Source organism: Bacillus cereus group sp. BfR-BA-01383, assembly GCF_022663495.1.
Lineage (GTDB): Bacteria > Bacillota > Bacilli > Bacillales > Bacillaceae_G > Bacillus_A > Bacillus_A cereus_AU.
On sequence record NZ_JAKUFP010000046.1, the window covers coordinates 1 to 25883 of the forward strand.

Here is a 25883-nt window from a genome sequence, read left to right on the forward strand (position 1 = left end):
TTAAAAAAGATGACTCCTGTTGAATACAGAAATCATCTTCTTGATATTGCCTAACTTTTTTCAAAATGTTCTTTACAAAGGGTACAGATTAAATAAGCTATGCTTTTTCTTTTTTTATTCAGCAAGCGTTAACTGCCAAGATACACCATACTTATCATTTAACCAGCCAAACTTTTTACTAAATGGATAGGAACCTAAAGACATAAGAATTGCTCCATCCTGCGCTAGTTTATTAAAGACAAATTCAATTTCTTCTTCCGTCTCACAAGTTACATAAAGAGACATAGCTGGTGTAAATGTAAAATCATGATTTACAAAACTATCAATACACATGAACTCTTGGCCATTTAGCGTAAAAGTTGCATGAATTACAGTTCCCTCTTTACCAGGTCCATTTTCATCGTAGCGAGAGATACTTACAATTTCTGATTGATCGAATAACGATGTGTAAAAATTCATCGCTTCTTCAGCTTTGCCCTCAAACATTAAAAACGTAGTAATTTTTTGATTTGTGTTACTCATTTAGAGACAACCCCTTGTTATATATTTATGTAAAACATACATCGGACAACAAAACCGAACGTACATTCTTATAAATATATTGTCTATAAAAACGATGCGTTTGTCAATTATCTACTTTTTTATTTCTTCTTAAATAATGCTGTCCAAAGAAATGATTCTCCAAACATTTCATTCGGTTGTTCCATTTGTCTCATCTTTCTAATTTCAATCACTTCAAATTCTTTAAATATCTCTCTTAATTTTTCTTCTGAATACGCTAGACCACCTTGTAAACTCCATCCTCTATATACGTCCCAATCTGTTATTTCTGATCCATTTCGCTCATCTAATTCGCCTGCCGCAAAACATGTTAATCCGAAATACCCCCCCGATTTTAATGAGTTTTTAATTAAATCTACATAGTTCATTCTTCTATGTGGTGGAACGTGATGTAAGCAGCCCGAATCGTATACAAAATCAAATTCATTTTGAGCATCTAAATTAAAAATTGACTCACAAATAAAGTGAATTTCTATTCCTTTTTCTAATGCCCTCTCTTTCGCCCAATTAATACCTTCTACAGATAAATCCACTGCTGTTACATCAAATCCTTCACTCGCTAAATAAATTGCGTTTCTTCCTGGACCACATCCCAGCTCTAACACTTTCCCTTTGGAAACCCACTCTTTTTGTATATACGAAACTAGGTTCTCATCTGGAACGTTTTCAAAAAACGGAACATCCTTTTCTCTATCTGCATAAAATTCATTCCAAAATGGTTCTGCAGGTCTTAATAATGAATCAAGCATTTTTATAATATCTTCTTGTGTGTGTAACGTTTCATTTTTCATTTGTACCCCTCCACGCTTTAATAGTCAGAAAATTATTATATCTCTTTTCGGACTTTCAAACAAAGAAAAAAACTCCTACACTCAATAGGAGTCAAATAAAAGAGTTGATAGCATTATAAACATAAATAAAATAACGATTATCATATTATTTTGAGAGAAATCTCTTTTTAACATTCTACTAATCATATCAAACTAGTTCCCCCTCATTCCGTAATATTTTCTTCGTAACAAAAGCTATTATTATCAATATGAAACTAATACATAATATAGGTAAATAAATTTTCAAGCTAAACTCTTCAAACATAAAGCCATATACAGCTTGCCCAATTGGCGCCATACATTGAGCTACCGCTGTTATAATTGCCATTACTTTTCCTAGGTTTTCATTTGGTGTTTTCTTTTGGGCAACAGTAATTACATAAATGGATACAATTGTCATAACCATTGCAATTAGGATAGAAGAAAGTATAAAGAGGGTAAATGGTGGATAGTATCCTAGGTTAAGAATAAGAGGTGTAACTGATAGCGCCATTGGTATTACTAATAAAGCTATTAAAAGCATCCAGTAATACAATGTTTTCATCTGTAGTCTTTTCGCAAAAAGACCTATTAATAACGCTCCTAATATAGTAGCAAAATCAATCAATCCCATTCCAATTCCGTATAGCGTATCGCTGCTTTCCATTGTTACTCGTAGAATAATTGGGGCACCAACTACAAATAGTGGTGTAAGAATTAAATTTAGTAGCGCGGCTAAAAGCATGGATTTCAAAATAAATGGTTGTTTTAAAACGTATATAAACCCTTCTTTCATATCCTTTACAATTGTCAGTATAATGTGGCTTTCTTGCGCTTTTTTTATAAAAGGTATTTTAATAAACATTTCTAAAATCGCAGATAAAAAAATGAAAGACAACTTATTATTACGAGCATTTTCAAACTAATTATGCCATACAGTATTCCTCCTAATACAGGTGCAACTATATTAGATAATGCTTGAACACCATTAACAATACCGTTCGCTTGCTCTAGTTTTTTTTCTGGAACTAATTGTGGAATACTTGCCATTACAACTGGGGCGTACATCGCACTAACAACTGCTAATAAAAACATAACAATTCCAATCCACATAATAGATACAGTGCCGTTAAATAATAAAGCAATAAAACCTAATAAAATCGCAGCGTTTATAAAGTCAAAAATGACCATTAAATTACGGCGATTGAAACGATCTGCAATTGCTCCGCCGAGAGGTGCTAGCAAAAACGGAATACTCGTTATCGCATATAATCCCGCGAATATATCAGCACGTCCTGTTATATCTAGCACGAATAAAGACAAAGCAAAACGTAAAAGTGTTGATCCTAAAATCGTTATAATTTGCCCACTAACCATTAAATAAAAGTCTTTCATAGAAGATTTTGTGCTAACTAACATCATACTCACAACCTTCATTTAATTTAGACCGACTGTCGGTCTATAATACCCAAACAGAAAATTCCTATTTCTGTTTAATTAAAACCTCGACCATATAATCAAAGGCTCCCTCCTTTGCTCCAACAGATGCTTCCATCATTTTAATATAAGCCTTAACTCTTCTCAGCATTTCCTCCGGTTTCCACTGGAATAAACCATCATCAAATATAACTTGTGCTGAAGAGAGTAATAATTCAATCGTTTCTTGTGGGTATGGAGTAGAAAATATACCCACTTCGATTCCTTGCTCTAAAACTTCTGTTAAGACAGGAGATAAATGAATAATTGATTGTACTATACTTTTCTGGTGCATTTCCGCATTATTTGGCTGATGAAATTGTTCAATCATTTTTTCTTTTATATCTCCCGATTTTGGTGATTGTTCCATTAAAACTCGAAATAACTTATCTAAAACTGGGATATTTGGATTAGAGACGATTGCCTTCGCTTTAGCAACATCCTCTTTAACAATCCTCATAATAATCTCATCCATCACTTCTTCTTTCGACTTAAAATAGTGATAAAACGTCCCCTTTGCTATACCTATTTCTTTTAAAATGTCATTTACTGTTGTTTTCGTATAACCTTTCATAATAAACAAGCGTTCAGCAGTTTCTAAAATTTCCTTTCTACGCTCCTCATACTCCTTTACGATTCTCACTCATGTACCCCTTCCCAAAGACCGACTGTCGGTCTATTTAAATTATATGTGTAGTTTGTAAAAAGTTTCCTATTACCTTACATATACAACGTCCTACTTTTTATCTCCTTTATGCATTTTAAAATTTATTTTTAATACGGTGAATGAAATTTTAAAAGTGACTTCTTAGCACCACCCTTGTACTTATATCAATTTCGTTGTATAAAAACAAAAAAGAGCCGCAATTTTTTGCGACTCCTTTAGAATTATAACTGTTTAACGCCCACGTCTTTGCTGACCTTGCTTTGCACTACTTTTCTTATTGCTTGGCTTATTAAATGATCGGTTGTTATCATTTCTCGAACTATTTCTTGAACCACCTCTTGAACCTTCACGACTATCTCTTTGACGATATTCACCTGTTTTTTTCGGTTTTTGAGCCGGCATTTGTTTCGGCTTTCCATTTTCATCTACATGTTTTATCATCGGTTGTTCAATTATTTCTCTTTGTAGTGGTGCACCAAGCGTTTTTTCAATTTCTTCTAAATATCTTTCATCTTTCGCTGCAACAAACGTAATTGCAAGACCTGATCCACCAGCACGTCCTGTTCGGCCAATTCGGTGAATATAACTTTCTACATCTTCAGGAATATCATAGTTAAATACATGCGTTACACCATCTACATCAAGTCCACGAGCTGCTACATCCGTTGCAATTAAATATTGAATTTTAGCTTCGCGGAAACTCTTCATAACTCTCTCACGTTTCGCTTGAGGTATATCACCATGAAGTTCAGCACAATTATAACCTAGTCCTTTTAAATTATCATACAGCTTACTTGCTCTAACCTTTGTACGACAGAAAATAACAGCTAAAAATGGCTGATCACGATCCATAACAAAACGAAGTGCATCTAGCTTTGCACGATCTGTCGTCTCAATGACACGCTGTTCAATTGTATCTACCGTTACTTCTTCACTTTGTACTTGAATCATTTGCGGCTCATCCATATAACGCTTCGCCAATTTTTTAATATCTTTTGGCATCGTTGCTGAGAATAACATCGTTTGTTTACTACCAGGTGTCTCATCTAAAATATCTTCAATATCATATAAGAAACCGAAATAAAGCATTTGATCCGCTTCATCAAGTACAATCGTTGAAAGATTACTTAAATCAATTGTTTCACGTCGTATATGATCTAATAATCGTCCTGGTGTCGCAACAACAATATGTGTATTACCTTTTAATTTTCTCAATTGTTGCGCTACATCTTGTCCGCCATAAATCGCTAGTACATTAATATCTTCTCTTTGAACAAGCATTTTTTTAATTTCAGCTGTAATTTGCAGTGCTAGTTCCCTTGTTGGCGCAACAATTAAAGCTTGAACATCACTAGACTCTGAATCGATTTTTTCTAAAATAGGTAAAACGAATGCTAACGTTTTACCCGTCCCTGTTTTCGCTTGCCCAATAATATCTTTTCCTGACATAATAATAGGAATTGCCTTCTCTTGAATTGGTGTTGCTTCTGTAATTCCATTTTCACGTAATGTATGATTAAAAGTTTCACTAATTCCTAATTCTAAAAAGTTTTTCAAATAGACCACTTCTTTTCCTTATTTTTCACATTAGCTTTCATTGTACCATTTGTTTCGCCAAATATGAAAAATAAAAAAATTCTTATCTTCTTTTTTTATATTCATTGTGTACAAGTTGAACGAATTCTTTTTGGTTTTTCTCGGATTTTATTAATGCTTCCATGTTAATAGGAGATAAAATGAAATGAAGTTTAAGGCTCATATATTTACTCCTATAAAGTGAGCGACAAACATATCACCAAAACCACAGTCTAGTTACATAGTGCTCTTCTTTCAAATTTGATATATTTTTCTTTTTATACATAAAAAAAGAGCGAATCTACATTCGCTCTTTTCCACATATTTATGGCGCAAAGCTTATCATCCAACCTAACATAAATCCAAATACAGCAAACAGTAGCATAAAAACAAATAAACTACATGCCCACAGTGCATATTTTCGACTTTTGCTTTTTGTGAGCATGCCTACGACTGAACACAACAATCCAGCTCCAACTATTTGCAGAAAACCTTCGCCTATAAATGTTTCTTGAATAAGCAATATAATGTTCAAATACAATAACGCTAGAAAGGCAATTATTAATGAAATAATCCCCATCCACGTTTCCTGTTTATAAATATGACTCTTTCTTTTTTTTAAGAATGCCAATTCCATAATCTCACTTCACCTACTTTCAAGTTTCTAACTTTTTCATGGCTCATCAATTTTTCAACTTCTCCTTTAGGTCCAGTTACAACTGCCCCGTATGTTTTTATCCCATTTTTTTCAAGGAAAGAAATACGTTTTGACAACTCTAATGTTTTCGCTCTAGATAGCTTCACCGATAAATCTTCATGCTTCTGTAATGACTTTAACACACCGATAAATTGTTCCTCATGAGGTGAATCGCTTAAAAAAGGACCACTTGGACTTGAAATCATATCTGCTGGAAAACCAATCGGTGCAACATACAGACCCTCATCATTCTTTTGCTTCTCCTCTAACCCTGTATTCACGGCATACCATACAATATCAATAGTAGGAAACATGTTCTCTATCTCTTGTACACTTAATAATTCTCTAAAAGATACAAATGCTTCTACAACAGATTCTTGCGGAAGACCTTTTAATACTTGCGCTTCTTCGCTACTATTATAAGACACATTATAATTATTAGGATGAGATAATACCTCGTTATCTATATATGGGACTTCTGGAATTTTTTCATCTGTTGTATATTCACGGCTTACTTTCGTTGCTTTACTTAATAAATAATATGTTTTCTCTTCGCCTATTCGAATATCTTTCTTCCCTACCCTTTTATACAAATCAAAATGCAATTGTAAATTAAGCGGTAACAACGTTTGCTCCATGTCTCTTTCTTTCATATATACATTGGGTTCCGTTACACTTAACGTTTGATTTACTACATTCCGTATCTCCATTGCGTTTGTAGGTGCAAATACATAGTATAAGAGTGTAGATACATATAAAATAGGTTGAATAAGTAATAAAAAAGTAAATACAATTAAAACGTTCGTAATACGCGCTCTTTTTTTTCCTATTTTCAACACTTGCTCCTGTTTTCCATCAGGAAGAGAAGCAGGCCTTTGATGAAGAGCTTCTTGTAACAAGTCTTTATAATCTTCTTGTTCAGAATGAGGTTTATCATTTGTCATTTTGACTCTTTTCCTCCTTTAACAATTGTTTTAATCTCTTTCTCCCACGAAATATGTGACTTTTATACGTGTTTAACTTTAAATCTAATACAGAAGCACCCTCTTCGTACGTTAATTGATGTACGTCACATAGTAAAATAGCTTGTGCCTCTACCACCGGTAAAGTATGAATAATCTGAATTAATTTTTCATAACTATTTTTTGCGACTACATACTCCTCTGTAGATTCACCTGCTTGTATTGTCTCTAATTCCTCCGTTCCTACAAAAGCTACTTTTTTCTCTTTTCTAACAAAATCAATAAACGTATGATATGCCACTTTAAAAAGCCATGATTTTACCTTTTGGTTTTCATAGTCTTCTAGATAAAGATACGCCCGATAAAAAGTCTCCTGCATCAAGTCCTCCGCTACGTGATGGCTACGAGAAAGGGAAAATAAATACCGGTACACATCGTTTATATAAAGCTTATATATTTCTTCAATTTCCATCCCCCTCCTCCTTTCATATATAACACGAATAAGCGCGTTAATAAGTTGCATTATTTTTCCTTTTTATATTTTTTATTTATTAAAAAAGAAATAATCTTTATACATTCCAATAACCATTTACAAACGAAACACTTTGAGTCGTTGCATAACCAACATTATATTATTTTGAACAGGTAATTCCCTATTTTTATGGAAATATAAAATAAGAAAAGCAATAAAATTGATTATCCGCTCACTTCTTTGTCCATCCTTTTAAAAAATCTATGTTTTTGTAAAAGGAGTGTTTATATGGAGAAACAGACGCTTTGGAAAAAGTTCAAAAAAAGCTCAGCAAACCTCGGTAAATCTAGCGTATATGAAAGTATTATTTTATTCTACACAATGAAAAAGAAAGGGTTACCTACTAAAGCGAAATTCATAATACTAGCCGCATTATCTTATTACGTATTAACAATCGATTTCATTCCCGATATAGCTGCTATTATTGGGATTGGCTTATTAGATGATGTTTTAGCGATCGCTGTAGCGCATAAATATGTTATGAGACATGCGGATTCTGAAATTCGAGAAAAGAGCAAAGTAAAAATGGAGTCATTATTTCCTTCAGCGCAAGTATAATGAAAGAAGAGCTAAGATGATTTCTCTTAGCTCTTCTTTCATTATACTAATTTATCTCTTAAAATCCCGATTGATACAATTAATAATCAGTGGGAAGTTTCCCTTACAAACATCATTTCACTTCATTCGCCACAAAAAATTGCTCACAAACACTCGATATACGCTGCAAGTCTACATTTCCACCAGAAATAACTGCTACTACTTTTTTCCCTTTAATATATTGATCAACTTTTCCTGCAAGAAGTGCAGCAGTAGCTAATGCGCCCGCACCTTCTACAACAGCTTTTCCACGTTGTAATAAGTCTTTCATCGCTACTTCTAATTCACCTTCTGATACTGTTACAATATCATTTACTAATTCTTTTACAACTTCAAACGTTAAATTCCCTGGTATTTTAACAGCACAACCATCTGCTATAGTTGGTGCCTCATAATGTTCTACGATTGTCCCTTTATCATAAGATGCCTTCATTCCATGAACATTGTCTGCTTGGACACCAATTATATTGATTGATGGATTAAAAGATTTTAATGCTACAGCTATACCTGAAATAATCCCTCCTCCGCCAATAGGTACAATAACAGTATCGACATCCCACATGTCATCAAGAATATCTAATCCAATTGTACCTTGACCAGCCATTACCTCTATATCATCATATGGATGCAAGTATGTTTCACCTGTTTCCCGTATAATTTCCTCACATTTTGCCTTTGCATCATCAAAAGTTTCACCAAATAAAATAACTTCTGATCCATATCCTCTAGTTGCCTCAACTTTCGCCTGAGGTGCAGAAATTGGCATAACAATTTTACTCTTCATACCAAGTAAATGAGCAGATAAAGCAACTCCTTGTGCGTGATTACCTGCGGAACATGCAATTACTCCTCTTTCTTTTTCCTGATCTGTCAGCTGTGACATTTTATTAAATGCACCACGGAATTTAAAAGAACCCGTTAATTGCATATTTTCTAACTTCAAGTGAATTTCTCCACCTGTTTTACTAGTCAAATAAAATGATTTAACTAATGGTGTTTTACGGGCATTTCTATCCAGAATGTTTTGAGCTTTCTTAATGTCAGTTATATGTAATGGTAGTTTTCTAGTTATCATACTGGCACCTCTTCCAATGTTCTATAATCTATTCCTAGTATCATTCCTAAGTTCTCGTAAGTAAGAACCCCTTTATACTCAATCCTCTATGTTACGTAAAACTCTTTATATCTGCGTTTCTTTCTTTAATGCCCACATCTGTAAACAATGTAACATCCTCTTCATATCACGTTCTTTATAATGATTTAAACAAGCAATTTGGATCCAATTATTCTTTTGTAAATATGCTGATTCATAATGGACAATATATCCTTGCAATGCTAATGCATCGCCTACTGCTATAGAACATTGCTCTTCGTTTAATTGAATGGTAAGAATAATTTTCGCGGCATGTTCTTTAGGTGAAACTAGCTTAAAACCCATAGTAGTAATAGCTTTTTCAAGATAAGCATACGTCTCTATTATTTTTTCAAATGCCTTTTCATCTTCAAATTTCTTGATTGCTTCTTGTAATGCATACATTAAGTTCCATGAATGGGAGTATGGAATACTATCATTCATTTCATACATACCAATGTCCATATACGCGGGTATTGCTTCGTTTTTCTCCATAATGTGATTATGAAAAACGAAAGATAATCCTGTATATGATTTAATCGCTTTTCCGCTAACCCCACTTGCAAAATATATATTCTTCAAATCAATTGGTATTGCGCCAATTGAGCTTATGCAATCTACACATAGTTTCACTTTATACTTTTTACAAAGCGCTTTTAGCTCTTCTAAACTATTTAACATTCCAGTTGATGTTTCATGGTGAACAAACCAAAGCCATTCATAATTTCCAGCCGCAATTATTTTTTCTAATTCGGTATGTAGAAACGGCTCTCCCATTTGTTTTTTATACGTATCAAAACTTAAATGTGCTCGTTTTGCCTGCCCAATTAATCTATTACCAAATTCCCCATTCGCTAAAACTAGTCCTTTACTTTTTAAAGAACGTAACTGTAATGCAATCGCATCATTCGCTAACGTCCCCGTTCCTAACATAAGTTGTACATGTTTTGCTTTCGTCATTTGAAGTAATCGTTTTTTTACATTTCTCATCGTCACTTGAAATGACTTAGAACGATGGGAAATAGGCTTAGAAGAAAATGCCTTTTGGACATTCTCTCCGATGTCTACTGGGCCGGGTAAAAACGTATATTCTTTCGTCATAATACCCCCGACACTCGATTCTTCAAACATAACTGGTGTAACATACATTGGCTGAAAAGCAGCTTCTTCTGCTCCAACTAACGTATGGAAAGGTTTGAACCCCATTTGCTCATATAAAGGTAGTTTACGTGTTGTGGCTGAAATGAGTGCCAATTCATATCCGTTTAGAAGCAAATAACGATGTAAAAATCGAATTAAGCCTAAGAAAGCCCTTCCATTTCGATATTCACGTTCTACTGAAAGTAAACGAATTTCATATACATTTTCACCATGTTCTTGTAAATAAAAATCTAAGTTTGAGATTTTATAATCTAATGAGAATGGTCGTTTTCCCCGCACCGCGACCATACCTACTAACTTATCCTTATCTAAACAAATTAAATATGTATTTTCTTCATGAAATCGATCTATACGCAAACGCTCTTTCGTTTCTTCATGTTGTGGAATTTCTTCTACAAATGTTTTATAGTTCAATTTATGTATACTTTCAAATTCCCAATCTTGATCAGCAACCTTATAAATTACCCCCATATCCTATCCACCTTCTTTCTCTACTTATCGCTCACTTACTCTTTAATAAAAATCATAAGTGGAGATTGCCCCCACTTATTAAAAGTTCATTTTATTCTCGATTTACATAAAGAATAAGTACAATAATAAGTGCACTTAAAATAGTCGTTATAATAGAGTAAGAATAAAAAATCATGCAAATTGGTAAACAAGCGATTGTAATTAACCCTGGCTTAGTAAATCCTTTAAATATTAAATAAAATATAATAAAAATACATAGAAGAGTAAGCGCTATCAAATAGTCAAATGCAATTAGTCCTCCAATAAATGTTGAAATGCCTTTTCCACCCTTGCCTTTAAACAAAACCGGGTAAATATGTCCTATGATAACAGCAAGTAATGTTATCATTACGAATGTAGAATCTTCAAAAAGGTATTTTGCAATAGAAACTACGATTGCCCCTTTGATCGCATCACCTAAAAATGTCGCAACGAAATACCATTTTCCATATACACGCCCCATATTTCTTGCGCCAGGATTTCCGCTTCCTTCATCACGAATATCAACGTTATGTCTCAATTTTGTTACGATATAAGCGGTCAATATGTTTCCAAATAAATACGAAACCACTACATACAACAATTGCATACTATTAATCATGTAATCATTCACTTTCTACATGGGAATACTTATACAATATTCAATTGCTGTGCATATTGTACTTTCCTTATTCTATATCCCTTTATTTATATTAGCATCATATTTTTACAATTCATACAAAAATTATCATTTAACTATTTACATTTTGAAATATTTATCCTTCATTAAATAATATGTTCCTTTCACTGCCATTTCTGATTGTGATAAAAATGTAAGTTCTTCAATTCTTTCTTCACAACACTTCTTAAATACAGCATATATTTCAGGAACTAAACGCAATATGCTACCACTTACTGCAATTGGAGTTGCAAACTTAAATTGCAACTTATTATAAACATCTACTGTAATTCTCGCTAATTCCGTACCAGCTTGCATCATAATTTTATGTGCAGTATCATTCCCATTTCTCGCCTCATGAATAATGAATGGCGCAATTGCTGCCACCTTATCTTTTGAAGAAGTATATACTAAACTTTTTATATGAGATGGCGTCAAAAGTTGAAAATGATTTTGAATGTTCAAGCTTAAAGGACAAAGTCGAACTCCTTGATCAAACTGAATTGCCATTTTCTTTAAAGCTTGTAATGCAATCCAATAACCGCTTCCCTCATCTCCTAAAATATGTCCCCATCCCCCGCTATACTCGTACACTTCGCCTTTCTTTCCTATACAAATTGCACCTGTACCACCTATAGTTAATATTCCATCCTTACCCTTTAAAGCAGCTGCATGTGCAATTATTGCGTCATTAAAAACTTCAATTCGGGTTCCGTACTTCTTATTTAATCGTAACGTTAATTCATTTGTATTTGCTCCACTTATACCTGCTAAACCTAAACAAATACATACGCATTTCTCATTTATTAAACTTTCCCGACATTGATCAATCGAATCTATAATATGTGAGAGTGCGTCCTTATAATCTATTAATATATTTCCAAATCCACTCGTACCTCTTGCAAGTTCATTTCCATCTTGATCAAAAGCAATCGCCTCTGTCTTTGATCCCCCACCATCTACTCCAATCATATACTTCATTTACTCGCCCCATTTTCATCTTCTTATTGGAGGAAAAGTTATATTCCCTAAAACTACCGATGTCTTTGCACCTGTTGCGCTCGGCACATTACTCGGATTACGATGATACGTTTCGTTTGCTAAAATTGCAAATGCGATTGCTTCTTTCGCTGCGGAAGAATAGCCTATATCTTCTTGAATAAAAATTGCACATTTTTCTTCTTTCAATCCATTTCGTACCATTTCGACAAGTGTATCATTATAACTTCCACCACCGCCTAGAATCACCTCATCGATTTCATAATGCGGCAGAATAAACTCCTTATAATGATGAACAATTGAACATGCTGTAAACATCGTGACAGTCGTCAATATACTTTCTTTACTATACTTTTCAAATCGCTTTAATAATTCACTAACAAACTCTTTTCCAAATTGTTCTCTACCTGTTGATTTTGGTGGTTTCATGTTCAAAAATGGATGGTTCATACAGTATGTTAAAATTTCATCTACAACTACTCCCTGTTTTGCAAGCCCACCATTTTGATCATATGGTACATGAAATAATCTTTGACATACTTCATCGATTACCATATTTCCTGGACCAGTATCAAAAGCAATAACACTCTCATTACTTCGTTTACTTGGAATCACTGTAACATTACCAATCCCGCCAATATTTTGCAGTAGTCTATTTTTAGTTTGATGACGATATAAAATAATCTCTGAATACGGTACAAGTGGTGCACCTTGTCCCCCTGCTGCCATATCCATCGTTCGGAAATTAGAGATAACGGTCGTTTCCGTTTCATATGCTATAACTGCTGGTTCCCCAATTTGCAATGTTGAAGAAATAATATTACCTTCTTGCTTTGGCTGATGATAAATCGTTTGTCCGTGAGAACCTATTAAATCTAATTGTCTCAAAGGAAAATTGGCCTCTTTACAAACTTCCTTTACAGCTTTAGAGAAACATAATCCGAGCTTAAAATTCAAACTACATATGAGTTGGACATTTGAATTTTCCATTGATAATGATTGTTGTATTTCATTTTTTATATCATTACAAAATGGAACAGTAGTAAAATGGATAAGTTCAACCTTAGACTCTACACCACTCCCTTCTATATGAACGAGCGCTACATCTATTCCGTCTAACGATGTACCGGACATTAACCCTACAATATACATAACATGCATGACCTCCTATTTACTAAAAAACAATCATGTAAGTTAAAAAGGTACAACCTATCGAAAATAATATAAATCTAAAAAACAACTGAGCTTTCGATGCAAACGATCCATCAATGAAAGAAACAACTACTGTAAGCAAAATACTTGCCGCAATGCTTGTAACGAGCCATATACTATGCATTTGTGATAGATTTAGCATTCTTAATAAAGGTACAAAAAGTAAATTCGCACATATCACTCCAAATAATAATAAAAATACACCTTTATAACTAAATTTTATATTCATTCCATTTCACCCTCTCTGGACTTCATGTGAAAGAAGTGATAGGCAAAATGCCTATCACTCATAAATACAGTATAAAACTTATGGATTAACAGATTCTCCGTCGCCATTCTTTTCAATTTCAAGCATATTTTTGTCGTACATTTTAAAGAATGGTAGGTAAATAAGAAATGAGATTGCTATATTTATTAAAACTAATACAACTGCACGCCAATCTCCTCCTGTAGCTAAATATGCACCAATTGGAGCTGGTAGTGTCCACGGCGGCATAATATGCGTTGGTGTTACAAATCCCATTGCAGTTGCAGCATACGCTATAGTAGCTGTTACTAGCGGTGTAATGACGAAAGGAATAATTAAAATTGGATTCAGTACAATCGGCAAACCGAATATAACTGGTTCATTAATATTAAAAATGCCAGGTACAATACAAGTTCTCGATAATGCTTTCGAATATTTTGATCTACCAAAAACAATCATGGCTAATACAAGTCCTAGCGTTGCGCCCGAACCACCAATCCATATAAACCATTGATAAAACGGCTCTGGTGCAATGAATGGAAAATGACTCGCACCACTCGCTACAGCTTCACCGTTCTTTCCTAAATACACATCCCAAAGCGGCCTCGCTACAGTCCCTACAACCGATACCCCATGTATTCCGAAAGACCAGAAAAATGTAATTAAAAAGACAGGTATAATAACGCCAAAGTAACTATCACCAGCTTTTACTAACGGTGCAGCTAATTTATCCACAACGTAATGTACATCCACTTTAAAAACGACTGTAATAAGACTCATAATAATAATAACGAAAGCTGCAGGTATAAGCGCTTCAAACGAACGCGATACTGACGGTGGTACTTGTTCTGGCATTTTGATTGTTACATTATTCTTCTTACAAAATCTTAAAATCTCAACTGATAAAATAGAAACAATCATCGTCACGAATAATCCGTGACCTCCGAGATTTGTCATCGGAAGCATAAATCCTTTTTTATCAATTAATTCAGGGGTTAATGTTAATAGCAAGGAACATACCGCAAGCTGTGCTCCTGATAAAGCATCTAACTTATAACTTTTCGCTAAATTATATCCTATTCCAAATGCTATATATAAAGACATAATAAACATCGTTAATCGATATGGAATTAATATACTTGTTTGATTTTTCAATGCCCATACTGATATGAAACTATCTTTCGGCAATGGTGGAAATGCTACGATTAAAAAGAAACTTCCTACAATAATAAATGGTAATGCCGAAATAACTCCATCACGGATTGCTTGTAAATGTCTCTGTTCAGAAAGCCTTGCCATCGGTCCAGATAAGTTTTTATCAAGAAACGTGACAAACTTATTCATAACGCTTCCCCCTAACTAATTAAATCATTTACAGTTTTTAATAAAGTCGGCCCACCAAGCGGTGTGTATGCTTGTGGGGGAATGATACCGCACGGAACAGACTCTTGCTCTGCCAGTTTTTTTACAGAGTCAAATCGGTGTCTAATTTGGGGTGCAACCATTACAACATCCCAACCATTCTTTACTTCTTCCTCCACCTCACTTGTTCCAATTGCATGCACTTTCATGTTCACACCCTTTTTCTCCGCTTCTTTTTTTAAAGCGTTTACAACAATTGCACTGGACATTCCTCCAGAACAAACGAATAAAACCTTCATTTATTACTCCTCCTATACTTATAATTTATTCCCTTTCAAATGAAAGAAAGTTTCACTTTACTAACAAGCATATGAAGTAATGAAACGATTTAGTTATATTGAAAGTAAATTTCAGTAAAAATATTTTTCCTATTAAATTAATGTTTCAATATATATTTTTCTCAATTGCAAGGCCAACCTCATATCGTATATTATTTTAAATAATCATATGATAGGGAGGCGTATAAATGATCATTAAACGTTTATTAATGATATGTTGTATCGTCATCTTTTTTATTCCTTTCTCTTTCATTCCCCCTCGCTCTACTTATGCTGAAGTAAATACTACGTACAAGAAACATGAATTACGTGCTGTATGGATAGCATCTGTTCTTAATATTGATTGGCCCTCAAAGGCTGGTTTATCAATTGAAGATCAGAAACAAGAATTTATTAGATTACTAGACGATGTAAGGAACACTGGTATGAATGCAGTTGTTGTACAAATTAAACCAACTGCTGATGCTTTTTATCCCTCAAATTACGGTCCTTGGTCTGAATACATTACAGGTACACAAGGAAAATATCCTGGTTATGACCCGCTTGCATTTATGATTGAAGAAGCACATAAAAGAAATATAGAGTTCCACGCATGGATTAACCCATACCGAATAACAATGAATCACACTGATATAAACCAATTATCAGCAAATCACCCTGCAAAACAACATCCCGATTGGGTTGTACCTTATGGCGGAAAGTTATATTACAATCCTGGTATTCCAGAAGTTAAAAAATTTATAACGGAAGGTGCTTTAGAAATCGTACAAAATTACGATATTGATGCGTTGCATATGGATGATTATTTTTATCCTTATAAAGTAGTTGGTGAAGAATTTCCTGATCAAAAAACGTACGAAACGTATAATAACGATAAATTTAAGAATATAGAGGATTGGCGACGTAACAATGTAAATGAACTTGTAAAGAGTTTAAATGCCGCTATTAAGCAAGAAAAATCATATGTAAAGTTTGGTATTAGTCCATTTGGTGTATGGCGAAATATTGCTGATGATCCAACTGGCTCTAACACAACCGCAGGCCAAAGAAACTTTGATGACCTTTATGCTGACACACGTGAGTGGATACAAAAAGGATATATTGACTACATTACCCCGCAAATATATTGGAATATTGGTTTCACACCTGCTGCGTATGACATATTAGTAGATTGGTGGGTAAAAGAAACAAATAACAAACCGATTCACCTATATATCGGTCAAGCGGCTTATAAAATAAATAACAACTCTGTCCCTGCTTGGTCTGATCCAGAAGAATATCCAAAGCAAATTGCTTTAAACCGTCAATATTCTCAAATAAAAGGTAGCATGCATTTCAGCTTAAAAGATATGAATAAAAACCCACTAGGAATTAAAGATAGACTCTCGAAAGACATATATAAACATCCTGCATTAATCCCACCTATGCCTTGGCTTGATAATAATCCACCAAAACAACCTACTTTAAAGGGTGCCATTCCAAGAGATGAAGGTATTGCTATAGGTATCATTGACAATAGAGATAATGACTCTACTTATTACGCTATTTATCGTGTGAATGGAAAAAATGAAGTGGATATACAAAATCCAAAAAATTTACTTACTACTGTCAGAAAAACGAAACTTGGAGAAATTTATGTAGATAAAACGGCTACTTCCGGAGAAACGTATACGTATGTGGTAACTGCCGTCGATCGATTGCATAATGAGAGTGTTCCTTCTAGTCATACTACCGTTAAGGCAAAATAAAATCTCAAAAAAAAACGCCTTAAAGCTGTAATACTTAGCTTTTAAGGCGCTTTTTTTATTTATTCTTAAATTTCTCTGTCGCTGCTCTCATCTTCACATTCAAATCGTGATCAATCGAGTCGCGAATATCTCGCTCTACTACTTCCATTTCTTTTTGGAAATTTTGTAAGTAGATTTTTAGTTCTTCTTCTTTTTCTGGACGTTGTGACGGTGGTAATTGTACTACTAAAGATAACATCGCTGTTAAATCTTTCATTAAGAACGTTTCAAGTTTATGTTGTTGTTCAAACATACGCTGCTCTTGATAGTACGGCAGTGCATTTAATACTGAAATTGTAATGTCATCAACCGTTCTTTGTAATGAAGGATTTATTGAGCGTTTATACCCTTGAATTGTATTTAGTGCATCTGGATATCGATCATAAAAATACAATTTATAAAACGATAGATCTGTCGGTTTTACTGTTTGCTGCGTTTCTTGTCTTAAGAAATCTTTCACTTTCATCGCAGCCACATCGATATCTTCATTCGTAAGCTTTTTCGTTGTTTTTGCCATTACATGCACTTTTTTCTGCTTTTCTTTCGGTAACATTGAGAATACTTGCTCTCTCGTACGTTGTCCTGATGCACAGAAAAGAGTATTTAATGTATGCTGTTCTTTCTTCCCTTCAGTACGAATCCAGCGATAAAAGAGTGGGTGCTGCGTAAATTCTTGTAAAAACGGTGTTGATTTGTTCGATAACTTCTCTATCGAATCTTGCGCTCTTTTATATGGTTTCGTCCATGAAAAATACAGTTTTCGTCCGAAATATACAACTAATACAACGACAGTAAATGCGATTAAAAGTAATGTACCTAATAGTACTAATACTGTTTGAATGAAACTCATTTTTTCACCTCCTCTAATAATCTGTTATTTCCTTGGACGCTGAATGAGTTTCTGCTTCATCTCATCATTAAATGTGTCTAGTTCAATGACGAATTTCTTACTAGACTCGATAATACGCTCTGAAGATTTCTCAGACGCTTCAATAGCCGCAAATACATTTTGGAATGATTCACGTAATTTATCCATGCTAATAGCAGGATTTTCAAGCAATTTTGTTGTTTCTTCTGTATTTTGTTTTAACGCTTGAGAATTGCTTAATACCATTGATTCAATTGCTTCATTTGTCGCATTAACTGCATCAATTGTTTTACGTTGATTCGTTAATGCCAGCTGGATAGCAGCTGAAACTGTTACAACGTTTTGCGTCATCGTAATTGCATTACGAATTGCCTCTGTTAACTTCTCATTATTTTTCTTAATAATGTCTACAGATGCGATAGATTGTAATAATACACTTTTCGCTTGCTGCATATTACGTGTACGTACTAATATCTTTTCTAATGCATCGTTAATTAATGGAATATCCCTTTGACGCTCTGGGTTTTGCTTCTCAGCTTCAAGCATGCCTGCAAGTTTTTTTCCTAAGTATACTTGTTTATCAAGAGCATGAATTTTATCATGTGATTGTTCTTTTAACATTTCAAGGCCAACCGTATCTTCTTGTAAGTTATCACGGCCAATTAGCAGTGATCTTATAATCTCCTCGATTTGCTTATCTATAGATTGATATTTATGCACGTATGTTTCAAGAGGATTCTTCTTGAATACTTTGAACATTATTTTCTTCATACCACTTGCTTTTAATGAATTCGGATCAAGTTCTGAGACCACTTTTCGTAATTCTAGCAATGTATTTGGAATTTCTTCATTTTTTCCATTCATCATCGCTGTTACAGGACGTTTCAATGCTGATAACGTTTGTCCTGCCGCTTGCTGCTCTTTATCTCCTAAGTCTCCAAGCTGCGACAATACTTTTGATAAATCTGTATTTTGCTCGCTATTTAACTTTTGTACATAAAGATCAGCCTCTTTATTCAGTTCCTCTAGTTCTGCATCTTTTATAACTGTATCAACTACTACTTCTACATTATTATCTTTCACAATCGATACAGATTCTTTTTTCTCGAGTTCAGTCAACAAAATCGCTCCTTTATTTATATGTGCGAATTTATATGCACTATATTTCATCTATTATATCGTATTTCATATACATTCTGACTGCTTGAAATCGATTTTTTTAGAAATGCCTGTTTATGCAGTCATTCCCTGTTTCTTAGTATAAGTATACCTGTAATCAACATAATTTTCCTCAGACTTAAGACCTAGAGAACAACATGCTGAAGGCGGATTCTTCATATGTTACCTACATAATTTATGTTTTTATTACTATGCTGTTTTCAATCCTTTGACATCTACTCACTTTCAATGTGATAATTATATTATGTTCACTTCTATCTATTCTTGCGTGCTACAAATGCTCCCTTTTGAAACGCTAATAACACCGTTTCAAACACATCATCTTCTTCAATCATTTTTATAAACTCAGCTAATTCACTCGCATGAGAAGTTGCATTATCAATAATAAGAAAACCTTTTGGTTGTAAAATACGTTTAATATGCTCAAGCCACCACATGTATTGCGTACGCTCTGAATCTAGGAAAATAAAATCAAATGAATGATTGAGTTGCGAATCTAAAAATGCCCCCGCTTCTTGATTATGAACATCAATTCTTTGTAAAAGGTTTGCCTTCTCAAAATTTACAAGTGCCTCTCCAACTCGTTCCGAAGAAAGCTCTACAGTTGTTACATTTCCATTTGTTTCTTCTACCGCATTAGCTAACCACAATGTAGAATAACCGTTAGAAGTTCCAATTTCTAAAATTTTTTTTGCATTACACCCTTTAACTAAAATTGATAAAAATTGCCCTAATTCACGAGAAATATTTCTTAATTTTTCTTCCCTCGTTTTTTTATTTCGATCATGCTCTTCTCCATATTGTTCAAGTTGCAATAATAATGAATCTACTGTATCCATTCTTTTCATCGCCTTTCCAAGCAATATGATGAAAAAGCTCTTGCTGCCCGTCTACTTTTTATTATATGCGAAACAAAAACCTTTTTCCCGTTATATGACAAAGATTTATAATTTTTTATAGCATATTGTTTCGTTTTTTGGTAAAGTTAATTTCTACGTGCAATTATTCCATTCATATTATTTCACATTAAAATTGCAGTTATAAAATAATATAAACCCCATTTAAATGAATCGGTATTTCAAATTCAATTAAGCGCCCTTTTCGGACGCATTTTCTTTTGTTTATATATTTTTAGAAGAAAGGATGCTTACAATGAACGTGATTAGCTTAGATGCTGTTAGAAAGCGAAAGCAGCATAAAAAATTAATGATTACTATACCGATTATTACACGTATTTATGAAGAAGACGGGGAAATTAAATTTGAGGTAGCCGGCGAAAAAGATGTACCTCTTGAAATGTTAGAAAAGTAATAAAATAAAGACGCATTTCTGTGAAATGCGTCTTTATTTTATATTTCCACATTTAAATGCATAAGTTTTTCAGGATTAACCATCATATAAATGTTTGAAATTTTTTCATCCTCAAATGCAAATGAAAGTACATAAGTTACTTTGTTATTTATTGTAACGATAACACCTGGTGCACCATTTACCATTTTAAAATCAACAGTGTACTCTTCTGTCAATCGTTTGGCAATTCCAAAGAACAAACGTATAATTTTATCCGCAGAATAAATCGGATTAATAGCAGTTGTAACTTTACCGCCACCATCTGCTTTGAATATCGCATCTGTTTTTAATACTTCTAACATTCCTTGCGCATCCCCACACTGTAATGATGATACAAACTTTTCAACATAAGCAGCCATTTTCTTCGTACTTAATTTTGATTGCTTCGGTTTCTCCAAAATACTTTTTCGTGCACGTTGAAAGATCTTCCGGCAATTCACACTACTCTTATCAACAATTGAAGCGATTTCCTCGTAGTCATAGCTGAAAACCTCTCTTAATATGAAAACAATTCTTTCTACCTCAGACAGTTGTTGTAAAAGTAATAAATATGCTGTGGAAAGGGATTCTTTCATTACAAATGCCTCTGATGGCTCATCACTCTCTTCTACAAGTGGCTCTGGTAACCACATCCCTACATATACGTTACGTTTATGTGCTGCCGAACGTAATTTATCAATTGAGCGATTTGTCGCCATTTTACACAAATATGCTTTCATATTTTCTATAGACTCAACATCCTCAATATTATTTAGCGAGATAAATACATCCTGAACTATATCCTCAGCATCCATAACACTCCCAAGGATTCTATATGCTAATGAAAATAACAATGGTTGATACGCTTCATATAATTGCTCCGTGTCCATGATGAACATCCTCGCTTTCTAATTGCTTTAAAATGTGTAACGCTGCACGTTTCCCGCTTGCTACCGCAGCATCAGCTAATAATTCATCATGCCCAGCCCAATCTCCTGCAATGTAAACACCAGGCATTTCAGGGATATTAGGACCCGGGTTTTCAATGCGGTCAATATGAGGAAAATCATGTACTACCGTTATTTTCGGTAAATATTGCTGTGCAACAACTTCTCTTTTCCAATTTGGATGTAACAACTCTATCGTATTTTTCAACTGTTCTTTATCATCATGAAAATCATTTATCTCTACCAAAGGATTGTGATACTTAATTAAACTCACAACTATCGATCCATCTTCACTTAATTTAGCTGCTCTTGATTGGTTTGTGAAAAATACAGGTTGATCTAATCCCAATGCGAAATGATGTGTAGGATTGGTTAAACGTCTCAAACCAATATCTAATGCAGCAACGGTAACCGGTACCGATTGTTCACTCCATCTATACAGACGTGTTCCTTCTGCACCTTTTATTATTTTACAAGCTTCTTTAGGGGGTGTCGTCACGACAACTGCATCAACTTCAAATACTTCATCATCCAAACAACGAATTTTTTGTATACCTTCACAATGTTCTACTTCCAAAACATGCTTACTAGCTAGAAATTGCACACCAACATCATTCGCTAAATCCCTTAATTTTGTTATTATCGTCTCCCAACCACCATCTACGTAAAATACTCCTTCTTTCATAGAAAGCTGTATTTGCTTTAGTACTGATGATGCTAATTGTATTGTAGGAGCATACGTATATGTTGTTGTTCGGCATAGCGCATAAAATATATTTCGAACCATTGGATCTTTTATTTCATTCTCTGCCCATGTAGTTAGACTCATTTTTGGAACTTCTCCTACCTCTACATTCCTTAAATGGATCATAAGACGTGAGAATTGTACTTTTGCAGACCATGAAAGTAGAGGTGTTGATAAAATAGAGCGAAAATCTGTTGGAATGGTAAATACATCTCCTTTCCATATTCCATGCGCTTTTGTAGATGGTATTCCACCCGGGAGACTCATACCGAGCTCATTAAAAGTTAAAAATGCTTCTCCTCCTCTGTATAAAGCATGCGCACCAAGGTTCATGCAAATGCCATTTTTATTTATAGTCATCCCTCGACCACCAAAGCGATTAGACTTTTCTAACACAATCACTTTCCTTCCAGCTTTCGCTAAATATATAGATGCTGTTAATCCAGCAAGCCCGCCGCCAACAATTGCTACATCAAATGTATTCATAATAAAATCCCTCCTTATCGTTCTACATACAAGACGAACGATTTAGGAGGGATGTGACATTCAATTACACATAATTTATTGATTTTAATCAATTTATTGCCGAATCAACTGTCAAACAGTGGTTTGAAACTTGTTTACATAATAATATTATTTCCTGTATTCTAATCTCTTACATGCTGGTACCAAATTTCTCTTTCTTCTTCACTCATTTCACCAATTATTTTTGAAAAATCTATTTTTCTATCAAAAGAGTCTTTTAACATATGAAATTGATCAAACGACCCTGTAAATATTTCTAATGAATTAGAACAACAAATCGTTTCAAGGTTTTCAATTGTTGCTCCATCTAATTCTAGCTCCTTTAATCCTTTCAATCGCCCTAATGCCGACCCATCTTTTACCTTTGTATCTATTAACTTTATATTTTGTATTGCTGTATTATATTTAAAACAATTAAAATTATTAATACTACTATTTTCAATTTCAAGTGTTATTAATTTATTTAAGTTTTGTAAAATGAGTAAATCCACTTCATTGACATTATCTAACCCTAAAATACGTAAATGCTTTAAAGTATCTACTTTTGAAATTGCAATGACCTGCTCACGATTTGAAATATGTACAGAAAGCGATTCTAACATCCGAGACTGCGGTAGCAACGAATAATCTTTAATATCTGTATTTGAAATATCTAATTTTTTTAATGATGGCATTTCTACAAGTGCCGACAGATTATTTACACTCGTCTTCTTAATATTCATTTCTTCTAAGTGCTGCAAATGTACTATTGGTGTTAAATCTTGAACCGGATTATTAACTAAATATAACTTCTTTAAAGAATTCATCCGTTCTAATCCTGTTATATCTTTAATTTCATTTCCAGATAAAATTAGCTCCCTTACTTCCGTACACATCTGTAATGGACTAATATCTACTAACTCATTTCCACCTAAATGTAATCTCTTTTCTCTTATAAATTTACTCGCACGTTCATGAGACCCCACGATGTTTTTCCATTTTTCATTTAAACTACCATACCAATTTTTAACATTATTTTCAGATTGAAATATAAAATTAGGATGTAAAACAGGTAATTCAATATTAAATAATGCGTCTAAAAAATGTATATTATCATTAGCCCCATAACTCCAATATAAATAATCTTCCTCTTGGTGAATGGTGAAATTTTTATCTTTTAGTGTTTGTAAAATAAATAGTAATAAATCTGAAATTCGATTTGCAATAACATATTTCACTTCTTCATCTCGTCCAAAATTAATAACTTGTCCTATTTTCCCCTTTTCATCCGGATCAACATCTATTGCAATATTATTCCCACCACCGTCATTACTAATGGGTATCCATTTTCTATTTACATATTTCTCTTTAATATACTTTGTTGGTATAGAGTATGCATCAAAATCAAATGCCCCTCCATCTTCAACCTTTTTCCATATTCTCCATTCATCCAAAACTTCATCTAACGAGAGAAATGGCAAACCAAAAAATAATCCTGGTCCAGATTTATCTTCACCGTTATGCGCGAGATAAAGCATACGTAACTCATCTGGAAATGAAATTCCCATTTCACTTTCAACATATTGAATTTCTTCTATTGTTGCAGGTACATTCAAAAATGGTTTAAAGTAATTTGATAATTCAACTTCTAACTCTTTTAAAATAGTATTATTCATTTCCACACTTCCTTTTTATTAACTAATAAAAAACACTATCAATTACATTAATTGTAATTAAAGGAGCTTTTTCTCGCAACCAAACTGATTTCACACTATTTTATCGGAATCCAGTCATACTGCATATGAACTTGCGATTTTATTATTTAACGTACTAATACCATCCTCTTTCACATTTCAATACCTAGACTCATACCCTAATTTTAGATTGTAATACAACATAAGAAAGGCGGGGAATACAAATGACTTCTAATATTGACTACACCTCTCCTTCAACCAACTTCACTCATGATTTAAGTAAAAGTAATTTTTTTAAGAAAGATGCCCAAAATTATATAAACGTACTTGGCATTAAACAATTAAATACTTTAGAAAATACTTCTTTATTAGATATTTATTTAAGTAACGGGAATGTTGTAGAACCTCATATTCATCAAAATGCAGCTGAGCTTGTTTACTGTATTTCAGGATCTGCTATTGTTTCTTTACTTAATCCATTTTCGAATCAAATTTTAAACTTACCGATAAAACCAGGGCAAGTTGCTAATATTCCACAGGCATGGTGGCATTATGAAATTGCTACTGCAGATAATACTCATTTATTAGCTATTTTCGACGCCCCAACCCCAGAAGTTATTTTTGGTTCTGATATTTTAAGATTAACTCCGGCTAATATGATGGCCCATACTTATTGTCTAAATGAACAACAATGGAAACAAGCGGTATCACCAATTCAATCTACTACGGTAATTGGTCCCCCAGCAAACTGTAATCAAAACCGAGAAATGATAAATCAAGCAACTCAATCCCCATCTCAACCACAAAATTTATATTACCAAGATTCATACTATTTCCCACCATATTGGGGCTACTGATTTAAGTCATTTCTATTAGAAAACTATAATTCATCTCCTTGGAAAATACCTTGGAGATTTTTTATTGTATATACCAATTACATATTCTCAATTGTAACAATTAATAGAGTACTCACATATAATATTTATATAATTAATTGGAGGTGATGAAACTATGAGTAATTATAGCAACTATCAAAAAAACAATTCTAATAACAAAAATAGTAGTTCTTCAACTTCTTCTCAATCTTCCAATTCTCAATCGCAAAAAGATTTAGCTCAACAAGGCTATGTAAAGAAAAAAGGGTGTAATTGTAATAAAAATAATTCTTAAGTATTTCTACCCATTTTCTACTATAATTTCAATACATTTCAGTTATATTAGCCTTTATAAAAAAGCCTATTAAATTGCAGTGACCCCTGTCAAGTAGACAGTATTTAAAAAGCGCAACTAAGCAACCTGAGTTCTATATTTATATGGACTCAGGTTATTTAATTT

Annotated in this window: 26 protein-coding genes and 2 pseudogenes; 5 read left to right on the plus strand and 23 right to left on the minus strand. The window is 33.6% G+C overall.

Features of this window, described 5'->3' with window-relative positions; genetic code table 11:
* Positions 1-114: 114 nt before the first annotated feature.
* The 9 genes and pseudogenes from MR065_RS24525 to MR065_RS24560 form a co-directional block, all read right to left on the minus strand.
* Positions 115-522 carry a VOC family protein gene (locus MR065_RS24525; RefSeq protein ID WP_242215373.1) on the minus strand — a complete coding sequence of 136 codons (408 nt, stop codon included), beginning with the start codon at positions 520-522 and terminating at the stop codon, positions 115-117.
* A gap of 119 nt (positions 523-641) precedes the next feature.
* Entirely contained in the window at positions 642-1352 is a 711-nt protein-coding gene (locus MR065_RS24530; RefSeq protein ID WP_242215374.1) for a class I SAM-dependent methyltransferase, read from the minus strand.
* Positions 1353-1439: 87 nt separating this feature from the next.
* A pseudogene (locus MR065_RS27830) lies at positions 1440-1538 on the minus strand (ABC transporter permease); the annotation flags it as partial.
* A gap of 1 nt (position 1539) precedes the next feature.
* Positions 1540-2789: pseudogene (locus MR065_RS24535) on the minus strand (MFS transporter).
* A 64-nt stretch (positions 2790-2853) separates the two neighbouring features.
* Positions 2854-3489 (minus strand): TetR/AcrR family transcriptional regulator, encoded by a 636-nt coding sequence (locus MR065_RS24540; RefSeq protein ID WP_242215375.1) that lies wholly within the window; start codon positions 3487-3489, stop codon positions 2854-2856.
* 255 nt (positions 3490-3744) lie between these two features.
* Positions 3745-5079 carry a DEAD/DEAH box helicase gene (locus tag MR065_RS24545; RefSeq protein WP_242215376.1) on the minus strand — a complete coding sequence of 445 codons (1335 nt, stop codon included), beginning with the start codon at positions 5077-5079 and terminating at the stop codon, positions 3745-3747.
* Positions 5080-5413: 334 nt separating this feature from the next.
* Positions 5414-5725, minus strand: coding sequence for a hypothetical protein (locus tag MR065_RS24550; RefSeq protein WP_144492142.1), 312 nt, complete (start codon positions 5723-5725; stop codon positions 5414-5416).
* Positions 5707-6729, minus strand: a complete 1023-nt coding sequence (locus MR065_RS24555) for an anti-sigma factor (RefSeq protein ID WP_242215377.1) — start codon at positions 6727-6729, stop codon at positions 5707-5709. The genes MR065_RS24550 and MR065_RS24555 overlap by 19 nt, the downstream gene beginning before the upstream one ends.
* Positions 6719-7219, minus strand: coding sequence for a sigma-70 family RNA polymerase sigma factor (locus tag MR065_RS24560; protein WP_242215378.1), 501 nt, complete (start codon positions 7217-7219; stop codon positions 6719-6721). The genes MR065_RS24555 and MR065_RS24560 overlap by 11 nt, the downstream gene beginning before the upstream one ends.
* Positions 7220-7507: 288 nt before the next feature.
* Between MR065_RS24560 and MR065_RS24565 the strand changes: the two genes are divergently transcribed.
* Complete coding sequence (locus tag MR065_RS24565) at positions 7508-7837, plus strand: YkvA family protein (protein WP_242215379.1); 330 nt, start codon at positions 7508-7510, stop codon at positions 7835-7837.
* A 112-nt stretch (positions 7838-7949) separates the two neighbouring features.
* Here MR065_RS24565 and tdcB read toward each other — a convergent pair whose 3' ends face one another.
* From tdcB to MR065_RS24605, 8 genes are all read right to left on the minus strand, one after another.
* The gene (gene tdcB, locus MR065_RS24570) at positions 7950-8951 is read right to left on the minus strand and encodes a bifunctional threonine ammonia-lyase/L-serine ammonia-lyase TdcB (RefSeq protein WP_242215380.1); all 1002 of its coding nucleotides are present in this window, start codon (positions 8949-8951) and stop codon (positions 7950-7952) included.
* 105 nt (positions 8952-9056) lie between these two features.
* Positions 9057-10640, minus strand: a complete 1584-nt coding sequence (locus MR065_RS24575) for an aminotransferase class V-fold PLP-dependent enzyme (protein ID WP_242215381.1) — start codon at positions 10638-10640, stop codon at positions 9057-9059.
* A gap of 91 nt (positions 10641-10731) precedes the next feature.
* Complete coding sequence (gene plsY, locus MR065_RS24580; RefSeq protein ID WP_242215382.1) at positions 10732-11280, minus strand: glycerol-3-phosphate 1-O-acyltransferase PlsY; 549 nt, start codon at positions 11278-11280, stop codon at positions 10732-10734.
* Positions 11281-11418: 138 nt separating this feature from the next.
* Positions 11419-12318, minus strand: coding sequence for a BadF/BadG/BcrA/BcrD ATPase family protein (locus tag MR065_RS24585; RefSeq protein ID WP_242215383.1), 900 nt, complete (start codon positions 12316-12318; stop codon positions 11419-11421).
* Positions 12319-12333: 15 nt separating this feature from the next.
* Positions 12334-13488 carry an anhydro-N-acetylmuramic acid kinase AnmK gene (gene anmK, locus MR065_RS24590; RefSeq protein ID WP_242215384.1) on the minus strand — a complete coding sequence of 385 codons (1155 nt, stop codon included), beginning with the start codon at positions 13486-13488 and terminating at the stop codon, positions 12334-12336.
* Between the two features lie 22 nt (positions 13489-13510).
* Positions 13511-13777, minus strand: a complete 267-nt coding sequence (locus tag MR065_RS24595; RefSeq protein ID WP_242215385.1) for a hypothetical protein — start codon at positions 13775-13777, stop codon at positions 13511-13513.
* Between the two features lie 78 nt (positions 13778-13855).
* The gene (locus MR065_RS24600) at positions 13856-15139 is read right to left on the minus strand and encodes a PTS sugar transporter subunit IIC (RefSeq protein WP_242215386.1); all 1284 of its coding nucleotides are present in this window, start codon (positions 15137-15139) and stop codon (positions 13856-13858) included.
* Positions 15140-15150: 11 nt separating this feature from the next.
* A complete protein-coding gene (locus MR065_RS24605) occupies positions 15151-15456 on the minus strand; it encodes a PTS sugar transporter subunit IIB (RefSeq protein ID WP_097906342.1) in 306 nt (101 codons plus the stop codon).
* A 227-nt stretch (positions 15457-15683) separates the two neighbouring features.
* Between MR065_RS24605 and MR065_RS24610 the strand changes: the two genes are divergently transcribed.
* Positions 15684-17243 (plus strand): glycoside hydrolase family 10-like protein, encoded by a 1560-nt coding sequence (locus MR065_RS24610; RefSeq protein ID WP_242215387.1) that lies wholly within the window; start codon positions 15684-15686, stop codon positions 17241-17243.
* A gap of 55 nt (positions 17244-17298) precedes the next feature.
* Here the strand turns inward: MR065_RS24610 and MR065_RS24615 are convergent, their stop codons facing one another.
* From MR065_RS24615 to MR065_RS24625, 3 genes are all read right to left on the minus strand, one after another.
* Positions 17299-18132, minus strand: a complete 834-nt coding sequence (locus MR065_RS24615) for a DUF3974 domain-containing protein (RefSeq protein ID WP_242215388.1) — start codon at positions 18130-18132, stop codon at positions 17299-17301.
* A gap of 24 nt (positions 18133-18156) precedes the next feature.
* Positions 18157-19269, minus strand: a complete 1113-nt coding sequence (locus MR065_RS24620; protein ID WP_141436282.1) for a toxic anion resistance protein — start codon at positions 19267-19269, stop codon at positions 18157-18159.
* 314 nt (positions 19270-19583) lie between these two features.
* The gene (locus MR065_RS24625) at positions 19584-20177 is read right to left on the minus strand and encodes an O-methyltransferase (RefSeq protein ID WP_242215389.1); all 594 of its coding nucleotides are present in this window, start codon (positions 20175-20177) and stop codon (positions 19584-19586) included.
* 304 nt (positions 20178-20481) lie between these two features.
* On the opposite strand from MR065_RS24625, the gene MR065_RS24630 reads away from it, so the two are divergent.
* Positions 20482-20640: a hypothetical protein gene (locus MR065_RS24630; RefSeq protein WP_242215390.1), complete on the plus strand. Its 159-nt coding sequence runs from the start codon at positions 20482-20484 to the stop codon at positions 20638-20640.
* Between the two features lie 38 nt (positions 20641-20678).
* On the opposite strand, the gene MR065_RS24635 is transcribed toward MR065_RS24630, so the two are convergent.
* From MR065_RS24635 to MR065_RS24645, 3 genes are all read right to left on the minus strand, one after another.
* Entirely contained in the window at positions 20679-21548 is an 870-nt protein-coding gene (locus tag MR065_RS24635; RefSeq protein ID WP_242215391.1) for a sigma-70 family RNA polymerase sigma factor, read from the minus strand.
* Positions 21526-22836 (minus strand): phytoene desaturase family protein, encoded by a 1311-nt coding sequence (locus MR065_RS24640; RefSeq protein WP_242215392.1) that lies wholly within the window; start codon positions 22834-22836, stop codon positions 21526-21528. Before MR065_RS24640 ends, MR065_RS24635 begins: the two co-directional genes overlap by 23 nt.
* Positions 22837-22997: 161 nt before the next feature.
* Positions 22998-24530 carry an SMI1/KNR4 family protein gene (locus MR065_RS24645; protein ID WP_242215393.1) on the minus strand — a complete coding sequence of 511 codons (1533 nt, stop codon included), beginning with the start codon at positions 24528-24530 and terminating at the stop codon, positions 22998-23000.
* Between the two features lie 242 nt (positions 24531-24772).
* Between MR065_RS24645 and MR065_RS24650 the strand changes: the two genes are divergently transcribed.
* Both MR065_RS24650 and MR065_RS24655 read left to right on the plus strand, forming a co-directional pair.
* Positions 24773-25405, plus strand: coding sequence for a cupin domain-containing protein (locus tag MR065_RS24650; protein WP_242215394.1), 633 nt, complete (start codon positions 24773-24775; stop codon positions 25403-25405).
* Between the two features lie 154 nt (positions 25406-25559).
* Positions 25560-25718: a hypothetical protein gene (locus tag MR065_RS24655; RefSeq protein ID WP_170956619.1), complete on the plus strand. Its 159-nt coding sequence runs from the start codon at positions 25560-25562 to the stop codon at positions 25716-25718.
* The last annotated feature ends 165 nt before the right edge of the window (positions 25719-25883 follow it).

Bases quoted from the DNA above. Each gene is read 5' to 3' on its own strand.
- MR065_RS24525 (WP_242215373.1), bottom strand. From the start codon at position 522: ATGAGTAACACAAATCAAAAAATTACTACGTTTTTAATGTTTGAGGGC.
- MR065_RS24530 (WP_242215374.1), bottom strand. From the start codon at position 1,352: ATGAAAAATGAAACGTTACACACACAAGAAGATATTATAAAAATGCTT.
- MR065_RS24550 (WP_144492142.1), bottom strand. From the start codon at position 5,725: ATGGAATTGGCATTCTTAAAAAAAAGAAAGAGTCATATTTATAAACAG.
- MR065_RS24555 (WP_242215377.1), bottom strand. From the start codon at position 6,729: ATGACAAATGATAAACCTCATTCTGAACAAGAAGATTATAAAGACTTG.
- MR065_RS24560 (WP_242215378.1), bottom strand. From the start codon at position 7,219: ATGGAAATTGAAGAAATATATAAGCTTTATATAAACGATGTGTACCGG.
- MR065_RS24565 (WP_242215379.1), top strand. From the start codon at position 7,508: ATGGAGAAACAGACGCTTTGGAAAAAGTTCAAAAAAAGCTCAGCAAAC.
- tdcB (WP_242215380.1), bottom strand. From the start codon at position 8,951: ATGATAACTAGAAAACTACCATTACATATAACTGACATTAAGAAAGCT.
- MR065_RS24575 (WP_242215381.1), bottom strand. From the start codon at position 10,640: ATGGGGGTAATTTATAAGGTTGCTGATCAAGATTGGGAATTTGAAAGT.
- plsY (WP_242215382.1), bottom strand. From the start codon at position 11,280: ATGATTAATAGTATGCAATTGTTGTATGTAGTGGTTTCGTATTTATTT.
- MR065_RS24585 (WP_242215383.1), bottom strand. From the start codon at position 12,318: ATGAAGTATATGATTGGAGTAGATGGTGGGGGATCAAAGACAGAGGCG.
- anmK (WP_242215384.1), bottom strand. From the start codon at position 13,488: ATGTATATTGTAGGGTTAATGTCCGGTACATCGTTAGACGGAATAGAT.
- MR065_RS24595 (WP_242215385.1), bottom strand. From the start codon at position 13,777: ATGAATATAAAATTTAGTTATAAAGGTGTATTTTTATTATTATTTGGA.
- MR065_RS24600 (WP_242215386.1), bottom strand. From the start codon at position 15,139: ATGAATAAGTTTGTCACGTTTCTTGATAAAAACTTATCTGGACCGATG.
- MR065_RS24605 (WP_097906342.1), bottom strand. From the start codon at position 15,456: ATGAAGGTTTTATTCGTTTGTTCTGGAGGAATGTCCAGTGCAATTGTT.
- MR065_RS24610 (WP_242215387.1), top strand. From the start codon at position 15,684: ATGATCATTAAACGTTTATTAATGATATGTTGTATCGTCATCTTTTTT.
- MR065_RS24615 (WP_242215388.1), bottom strand. From the start codon at position 18,132: ATGAGTTTCATTCAAACAGTATTAGTACTATTAGGTACATTACTTTTA.
- MR065_RS24625 (WP_242215389.1), bottom strand. From the start codon at position 20,177: ATGAAAAGAATGGATACAGTAGATTCATTATTATTGCAACTTGAACAA.
- MR065_RS24630 (WP_242215390.1), top strand. From the start codon at position 20,482: ATGAACGTGATTAGCTTAGATGCTGTTAGAAAGCGAAAGCAGCATAAA.
- MR065_RS24635 (WP_242215391.1), bottom strand. From the start codon at position 21,548: ATGGACACGGAGCAATTATATGAAGCGTATCAACCATTGTTATTTTCA.
- MR065_RS24640 (WP_242215392.1), bottom strand. From the start codon at position 22,836: ATGAATACATTTGATGTAGCAATTGTTGGCGGCGGGCTTGCTGGATTA.
- MR065_RS24645 (WP_242215393.1), bottom strand. From the start codon at position 24,530: ATGAATAATACTATTTTAAAAGAGTTAGAAGTTGAATTATCAAATTAC.
- MR065_RS24650 (WP_242215394.1), top strand. From the start codon at position 24,773: ATGACTTCTAATATTGACTACACCTCTCCTTCAACCAACTTCACTCAT.
- MR065_RS24655 (WP_170956619.1), top strand. From the start codon at position 25,560: ATGAGTAATTATAGCAACTATCAAAAAAACAATTCTAATAACAAAAAT.